Genomic DNA, 7050 nt, shown 5'->3' with positions numbered 1-7050 from the left:
TTTATGGATCTGCATTCAATCGTCGAGACAACCAAGAAGCACGGCAACTCGCCCTACAACGCAATCCTCGCCCTTTTCTAAACGGCGACTACATCGGCGCGTCCGCTGAATAGTTACAATAGTTTTGAATACCATAAAGTTACAAAACTTTATGGACATAAAAAAGCCTCAGCTTGTGAAAGTTGAGGCTTTTGCTATTTTTTTTGAGAAATAGTTCTGCAACAACCTCCCAGGCAACTTGTTTTCATTCTGTGTGGTCCATGTCGAACCGAGGATGTCATCCCAGCCAGTCATGGTGCCGGCGTCGATATAATCCTTGCGCTGGTCTATGGCGTGACCGGCCTGTTTGAGATAATCGGCCAGCAGAGGCGCGTCGTCGCGAAATTTCACCTTATTGGTCGCATGAGTCATGCTGGCGTTGAGCCACACGCGGGTGTGACGGTTAAACGGATAGCTCAGACGCAGCTCAAGCTCATAGCCCTTGCTGTCGACCGCTCCGAGATTGGCTCCGGGAGCGGTGGCTCCGAAGTAAGAGGGGATGGCTCGGTTGCCACCCGAGATATAGATGTCGGTACGCTTGTCGGAGAACACGTCCACCGAACCGCTCACGATGCCATTGACAAATCCATAGTCGAGACCGATATTACGCTTGGTCACTTTCTCCCAGCTTATGTCGGGATTGCCGAGACTCGAGATTGCAAAGAATGTGTAAGGCGTTGCCGTGGGATTGGTCATACCCATGAGCGCGTTGCCGTCATAGGAGTATGAGTCACGGTAGAGCCAGCGGCCGCCGGCACTGTCATCGCCGACCTTGCCCCATGAGCCGCGAAACTTGATCTGGTCTATCCAGGAGATGTCGCGCATGAAGGGCTCCTCGCTCAGACGCCAGCCCAGCGACACCGAGGGGAAGAACTCAAAACGGTTGTTGCTGCCAAATTTTTCCGAGCCGTTATACGCGCCGTTAAACTCGGCAAAGTAACGGTTGTCAAAATTATATGTGGTACGGAACACCCAGTCCTCGCGATAGTGATGAAACTCCGAGCCTCTGGCGTTGTCCTCGCGGTTAAAGGCACCCATGGCTGTCACCGAGTGTAGTCCGAAGGTGCGGGCATAATCAATCTGGAACGCATAGTAGACCTTACGGTAGGTATAATTCTTGTTGACCTCGCCGCCGGCGGTATACCAGTGCACGCCCTCGCTGAAATCAAGCTGCGTGTTCTGGTTGGTGACCTGCTTGTATTTCACATCACCCGTAGTGGGGTCTACCCACTTCTGCTGCGCGCCGTTGTCAAGGTCGACGATGCCGCGGCGACCCTCGAGAAAACTGTAGTCGAGCGAGAAGCGGCCCTGGAGATGCAGTCCCTTGGTGATAAAATCGAGGTCCTGGCCAAGCACAAAGTCAGTATTGATTTTGGTAGTGGTGCGTTTCTCGATGCCCGATGTGGCTATAGCGAAAGCCGAGTTCTGCACATCGGCGTCACGGGGTGCGTAATAGCCCCAGGTGCCGTCGCTGTACACCGGGCGCATAGCCGAAGGAGCCGTCTTATAGGCCGCGCTCCAGAAACTCGTGCCCAGCGGATCGTCAAAGTTACGTCCGTAGGGAGTCTTGCGCTCTCCGTTCGAACCGAAAAGATTGACCTGAAGCTGCGTGGTCGGGGTCAGTTGGAAGTCGAGATTCGAGCGCACATTGGCTCTGTTGAAGCCAAATCCGGCCTTGTAGCCGCGATGGTTGTCAAACGACTTGAAGAGGTCACCCTCATGCAGAAAGTCGATAGCGGCATAATACTTCACAAATTTCGTGCCGCCAGTAACGTCGACGCTGGCATTGTAGGAGAAAGCAGCATCCTTAAACAGATAGTCCTCCCAGTCGACATTGGGATAGCGGTCCCACTCCTCGGCCGTGAGAGGATTACGGTATTTTTCTATGATGTCCATAGGCAGCATGTCGGCCCATCCGTTGCTGCCGGGCACAAGCATCTCGCGCTCTATCGCCTGATTGCGTATGAGATATGAGTCATAAGCATCATACTTCTTGGGGAGCTTCGAGGCGACCTTTGCCGTAAAGTTGGCCTTGGCGTGCACCTTGGCGTCACCCTCGGCTCCGCGCTTGGTGGTGATGAGTATCACACCGTTGGCACCCTTCACGCCATACACGGCCGTGGCCGATGCGTCTTTCAGCACCGACACATTGGCTACCGAAGAGATATCCACCGAATTCATCTCACGCTCTATGCCGTCCACAAGCACCAGAGGCGCGCTGTTGTTCCACGAACTCTTGGCTCGGATTATAATCTCGGGGTCCTCATCGCCGGGCATACCCGATGATGCCGAAGTGATTACGCCGGGCAGATTACCCGTCAGGGCTGCTCCGAGGCTCGACACGCCGCCGGCCTTCTCAAGCACCTCGCCCGAGGTCTGTGTGATGGCTCCGACTATCGAAGCCTTCTTCTGCTGACCGTAACCCACCACTATCACCTCGTCAAGCTGCTCGGAACTCGTGGTGAGGGTTACATTGACTGTGGCCCGACCGGCCACCTTTACTTCCTTTGACTCCATTCCCACATAGGATACCTCCAGGATGGCGTCCTTCAGACTGGGCACGACAAGCGAATAGTTTCCGTCTATATCGGTTACCGTCACCGCCTTGCTGTTGCCCTTTAGAGCTACGGTGGCTCCGATCAGCGGCTCGCCGGTGTCGTCCGCGACCGTACCCTTGACCGTGTCGGCGAGTGCTGATGATGTTCCCACGATCATAAAGCACAGAAGCAGACCAAGCCAATGATAAAATTTGATTACATTCTTCATTGTGTTGTTACTATTAATTCTGAGATTGATAATTGCCGCGGCCGCCCTGTGGCCCCGCAACACTGTTGATAAGGTTAGATTTTGCTTTTGTGTAATTGATGTTTATTTCCGTTTCGTGTAATAAATGGGTATGATTTAGGTTAGTAATTCGATTTTTATGATTTCTATTTTTTGCTTGAGGCATAAGGTCCTATCAGAGTGCCGGTAAAACCGCCGGCCTCGGCCGTCGACGTATGGCGGGCGTCGACCTCCGTCACGAGTGTACCCCAGTTGGTCCCGCGGTCGAGCGAATACAGAAAGTCGAGCGTCCTTCCCCTCGACACCACACGCAGGTCAAGCTCGGCCACCGAGGCGTCCACCGGCACCGATGCCAATTCGGCCACTGTGTCACCCTCAATCCTGCGCAGTGCCAGATACTGACCCTCATCGCCACATCCCCGCGCCAATTGATACTGATGGGTCTCATCCTTCATGACCAGCAGACCGGCATGAAGGTCATGACGGCCCGGGCTGAACACCATACGTGTCGAGCAGTCATACTTGTGATGCTGCACACGGCGGCCAATAAACGAGAGCACATTCTTTTCGGTCGTGGCCACCTCCGCACACCTCATCGTCAGATACCCGGGCACCGCGCTAAACGAGCAATGCTCCGAAGCATCCCCGCGCAGAGTATACCACTCCTTGTCACGCATCCCTGAAGTGAAATCATCACTCCACTCAAAGTTGCCGAACGTCACAGCCTCACCGCGCGCCACGCCCTGACGCCTGCATATCATCGGTATCGCCTCACCCTTCCCGGTAATGCGGGGCCAGCCGTCGTCGGTCCACTTCACGGGCATAAGAAAAGTCTCGCGTCCGAGATTCTCAAAATCATTGTCTATCGGACGACAGGCCAGAAACACAGCCCACCACTCCCCCTCGGGAGTCTTCACCAGGTCGGCATGACCCGCACAAGTCACAGGATCGGGACGACCGTTGTCAAGGTCGCGCTGCGTAAGTATCGGATTCTCGCTCCACGGCTCATAAGGGCCAAACGGCGTCTTGCCCTTATATATGACCTCGCTGTGGTCTCGGGCAGTGCCCCCCTCGGCCGTCATCAGATAATACGTCCCGTCCACATTATATATATGCGGACCCTCACACCATATCGGCTTGTCCTGCGGACGCCACCCCTTGTCGACAATGATTCTGCGCTCGCCAACACACCGGTCGGTAGCCGTGTCAAACTCCACGATTCTCACCGTGCGGTGGCCAGCATACTCAGGCTTACCGTCGGGCGCATCATCATTGTTGACAATATAGGCTCGGCCGTCATTGTCAAAAAAGAACGACGGATCGATACCCTGCACCTCCGGAAGATACACCGGATCGCTCCATTCGCCAAACGGGTCACTGGTCTTGACAAAAAAGTTGCCCGCTCCGACATTGGTAGTAATCATATAATAAGTCTTATTGGCCGGATTATACTTGATGTCCGGCGCAAAGATGCCGCCGCTCACATGCTGATGGCGAAAATTGTTCATCTGCGACTCACGTGTAAGCACATGCCCCACCTGACGCCAGTTCACAAGGTCGCGGCTGTGATACAAAGGCACACCCGGCACATACGTAAAACTCGAGGTAGCTATAAAATAATCCCCTTCACCGTTAGTGCATATTGACGGGTCCGAATTCCACCCCGGAAGTATGGGATTATAAAACGAACACTCATCAGGCAGAGGATTCTCGACATAGAAATCATCCATCCCCCTATAGGAGAAAAACTCAAATATCGCCGCATCCTCCTGAGCCGACACCTCGGCTTGCGTCGGCCGGCATGCCGTCAGCGAAGACATGACACCCAGAGCCATTGCGGACAAATACAGACACTGCTTCATTTCTGATAGATTTATGGTAAGATTCGTGTTGGCGGTGTTAACAAATTCTAACATCGCAAAAGTAACCTTAATTAATCTATCCCGCCCGTTTTATAATCTTAATGACTTATCTCAATGTCACATCGCCCCCCAATCCACGTCTCAACTTCATATCTCATCGTAACCCCACCACTGACCCTCAACCACTTACATCCACCATCATCCATCTCTCATGCATGTCGGCGAAAAAAGATACAGTCTCTGTATCTGCATCTTTTAATAGCAGATATAGAGACTGTATCTTTTATATTATTTATGACAGAAACCTTTGTATGCTTTAAGGCATGGCATCAGTCAAGTTTAAGCACGGCGAGGAAAGCCTTCTGCGGCACTTCTACAGAGCCGATCTGCTTCATGCGCTTCTTGCCTTTCTTCTGCTTCTCGAGAAGTTTACGCTTACGCGAGATATCGCCGCCATAACATTTTGCGGTCACATCCTTGCGCACAGCCTTGATGGTCTCGCGGGCTATGATTTTGGCACCGATAGCTGCCTGGATGGCGATATCAAACTGCTGACGAGGTATCAGCTCCTTGAGTTTCTCACACATGCGGCGGCCGAAAGTCACGGCATTATCCACATGGGTGAGCGTAGAGAGCGCGTCGACACTCTCGCCGTTGAGCAGGATGTCAAGTTTCACGAGCTTGCTCACACGGAAATCATGCAGATGATAGTCAAACGACGCATACCCCTTTGAGATACTCTTGAGCTTATCATAGAAATCTATCACAATCTCGCCCAAAGGCATGTCGAAAATCATCTCCATACGGTTGCCCGAGATATATTCCTGCTTCACGAGTTCGCCGCGCTTGCCCAGACAGAGCGTCATGATAGGACCGATATAATCGGCGGCGGTGATGATGGAGGCGCGGATATAAGGCTCCTCGATATGGTCGATAAGAGTCGGCTCGGGAAGTCCCGAAGGATTGTGCACCTCGGTCATGGTGCCGTGCTTGTCATACACCCGATAGCTTACGTTGGGCACAGTGGTGATGACATCCATGTCAAACTCGCGTCCCAGACGCTCCTGTATGATCTCCATATGGAGCAGACCGAGAAATCCGCAGCGGAATCCAAATCCGAGAGCCATCGACGACTCGGGCTGGAACGTTAGCGACGCATCATTGAGCTGGAGCTTCTCGAGCGACGAACGCAGATTCTCGAAATCCTCCGTCTCGATGGGATACACTCCGGCAAACACCATGGGCTTGACTTCCTCAAATCCGTCAATGGCATTTTCACACGGACGCTGCACATGCGTGATGGTATCGCCCACCTTCACCTCCTTCGAAGTCTTGATGCCCGATATTATATATCCCACATTTCCGGCCGACAGACTGTCACACGGCTGCATGTCGAGCTTGAGCACACCTATCTCGTCGGCGTTATACTCCTTGCCGGTCGCGACAAACTTCACGAAATCATTCTTACGTATGGAGCCGTTTTCAATCTTGAAATACGCGATGATGCCTCTGAACGGATTGAACACCGAGTCAAATATCAGAGCCTGCAGCGGAGCCTCCGGGTCACCCACAGGCGCGGGGACTCGCTCAACGATAGCCTGCAATATCTCGGGCACACCGACACCTGTCTTGCCGCTGGCGCGTATCACCTCCGACGGGTCACATCCGAGCAGGTCCACTATCTGGTCCTCCACCTCATCAGGCTTGGCACTGTCGAGATCCACCTTATTAATAATAGGTATTATCTCGAGGTCATTGTCAATGGCCATATAGAGATTGGAGATTGTCTGGGCCTGGATACCCTGCGAAGCATCGACTATAAGCAGCGCGCCCTCGCATGCAGCGATGGAGCGCGATACCTCATAGGAAAAGTCGACATGCCCCGGAGTGTCGATAAGATTCAGCACATAATCCTCGCCGTTGAGACGATAGTTCATCTGTATGGCGTGACTCTTGATAGTAATGCCGCGCTCTCGCTCCAGATCCATATCGTCAAGCACCTGGGCCTGGAGATCCTTGCCGGCCACGGTGTTGGTAAACTCGAGCAGACGGTCGGCAAGCGTGCTCTTGCCGTGGTCAATGTGCGCTATGATGCAGAAATTGCGGATATTCTTCATACGTATTTATTCTACTGCAAAAGTACAATTTTTTTTTGACTTGAAAAAATTATGCCAAAATGTTTGGTAGTTTCAAAAATCCTTCTTAACTTTGCACCGCAAAACCAAGAGATGGTGAGCATAGCTCAGTTGGTTAGAGCGTCGGATTGTGGTTCCGAAGGTCGTGGGTTCGACCCCCACTGTTCACCCCAAGTTATAAGAAACAATAGTTTGACAAGCTCAGCGACAATTCGCTGAGCTTGTCGTTT

3 protein-coding genes and 1 tRNA gene are annotated in these 7050 nt (G+C 52.7%); 1 reads left to right on the top strand and 3 read right to left on the bottom strand.

Annotation, left to right across the window (positions count from 1 at the left end; translation table 11 throughout):
* Positions 1-168: 168 nt before the first annotated feature.
* The 3 genes from QGT73_RS04235 to lepA form a co-directional block, all read right to left on the bottom strand.
* Positions 169-2805, bottom strand: coding sequence for a SusC/RagA family TonB-linked outer membrane protein (locus QGT73_RS04235; RefSeq protein ID WP_280121557.1), 2637 nt, complete (start codon positions 2803-2805; stop codon positions 169-171).
* A 164-nt stretch (positions 2806-2969) separates the two neighbouring features.
* A complete protein-coding gene (locus tag QGT73_RS04230) occupies positions 2970-4685 on the bottom strand; it encodes a glycoside hydrolase family 43 protein (protein WP_425278381.1) in 1716 nt (571 codons plus the stop codon).
* A 329-nt stretch (positions 4686-5014) separates the two neighbouring features.
* Positions 5015-6802 carry a translation elongation factor 4 gene (gene lepA, locus QGT73_RS04225; protein ID WP_280121556.1) on the bottom strand — a complete coding sequence of 596 codons (1788 nt, stop codon included), beginning with the start codon at positions 6800-6802 and terminating at the stop codon, positions 5015-5017.
* Positions 6803-6916: 114 nt separating this feature from the next.
* Between lepA and QGT73_RS04220 the strand changes: the two genes are divergently transcribed.
* A tRNA-His gene (locus QGT73_RS04220) sits at positions 6917-6993 on the top strand.
* Positions 6994-7050: the final 57 nt, after the last annotated feature.

The sequence above is a fragment of the Duncaniella muricolitica genome (assembly GCF_910574735.1).
GTDB classification, from domain to species: Bacteria; Bacteroidota; Bacteroidia; order Bacteroidales; family Muribaculaceae; genus Duncaniella; species Duncaniella muricolitica.
Note: the sequence above shows the minus strand (reverse complement) of the source record. Positions and strands in the feature narration are given on the sequence as shown.

What these genes read in the sequence shown, in the direction of transcription:
- QGT73_RS04230 (WP_425278381.1), bottom strand. Translation starts at nt 4,685, where the DNA reads ATGAAGCAGTGTCTGTATTTGTCCGCAATGGCTCTGGGTGTCATGTCT.
- QGT73_RS04235 (WP_280121557.1), bottom strand. Translation starts at nt 2,805, where the DNA reads ATGAAGAATGTAATCAAATTTTATCATTGGCTTGGTCTGCTTCTGTGC.
- lepA (WP_280121556.1), bottom strand. Translation starts at nt 6,802, where the DNA reads ATGAAGAATATCCGCAATTTCTGCATCATAGCGCACATTGACCACGGC.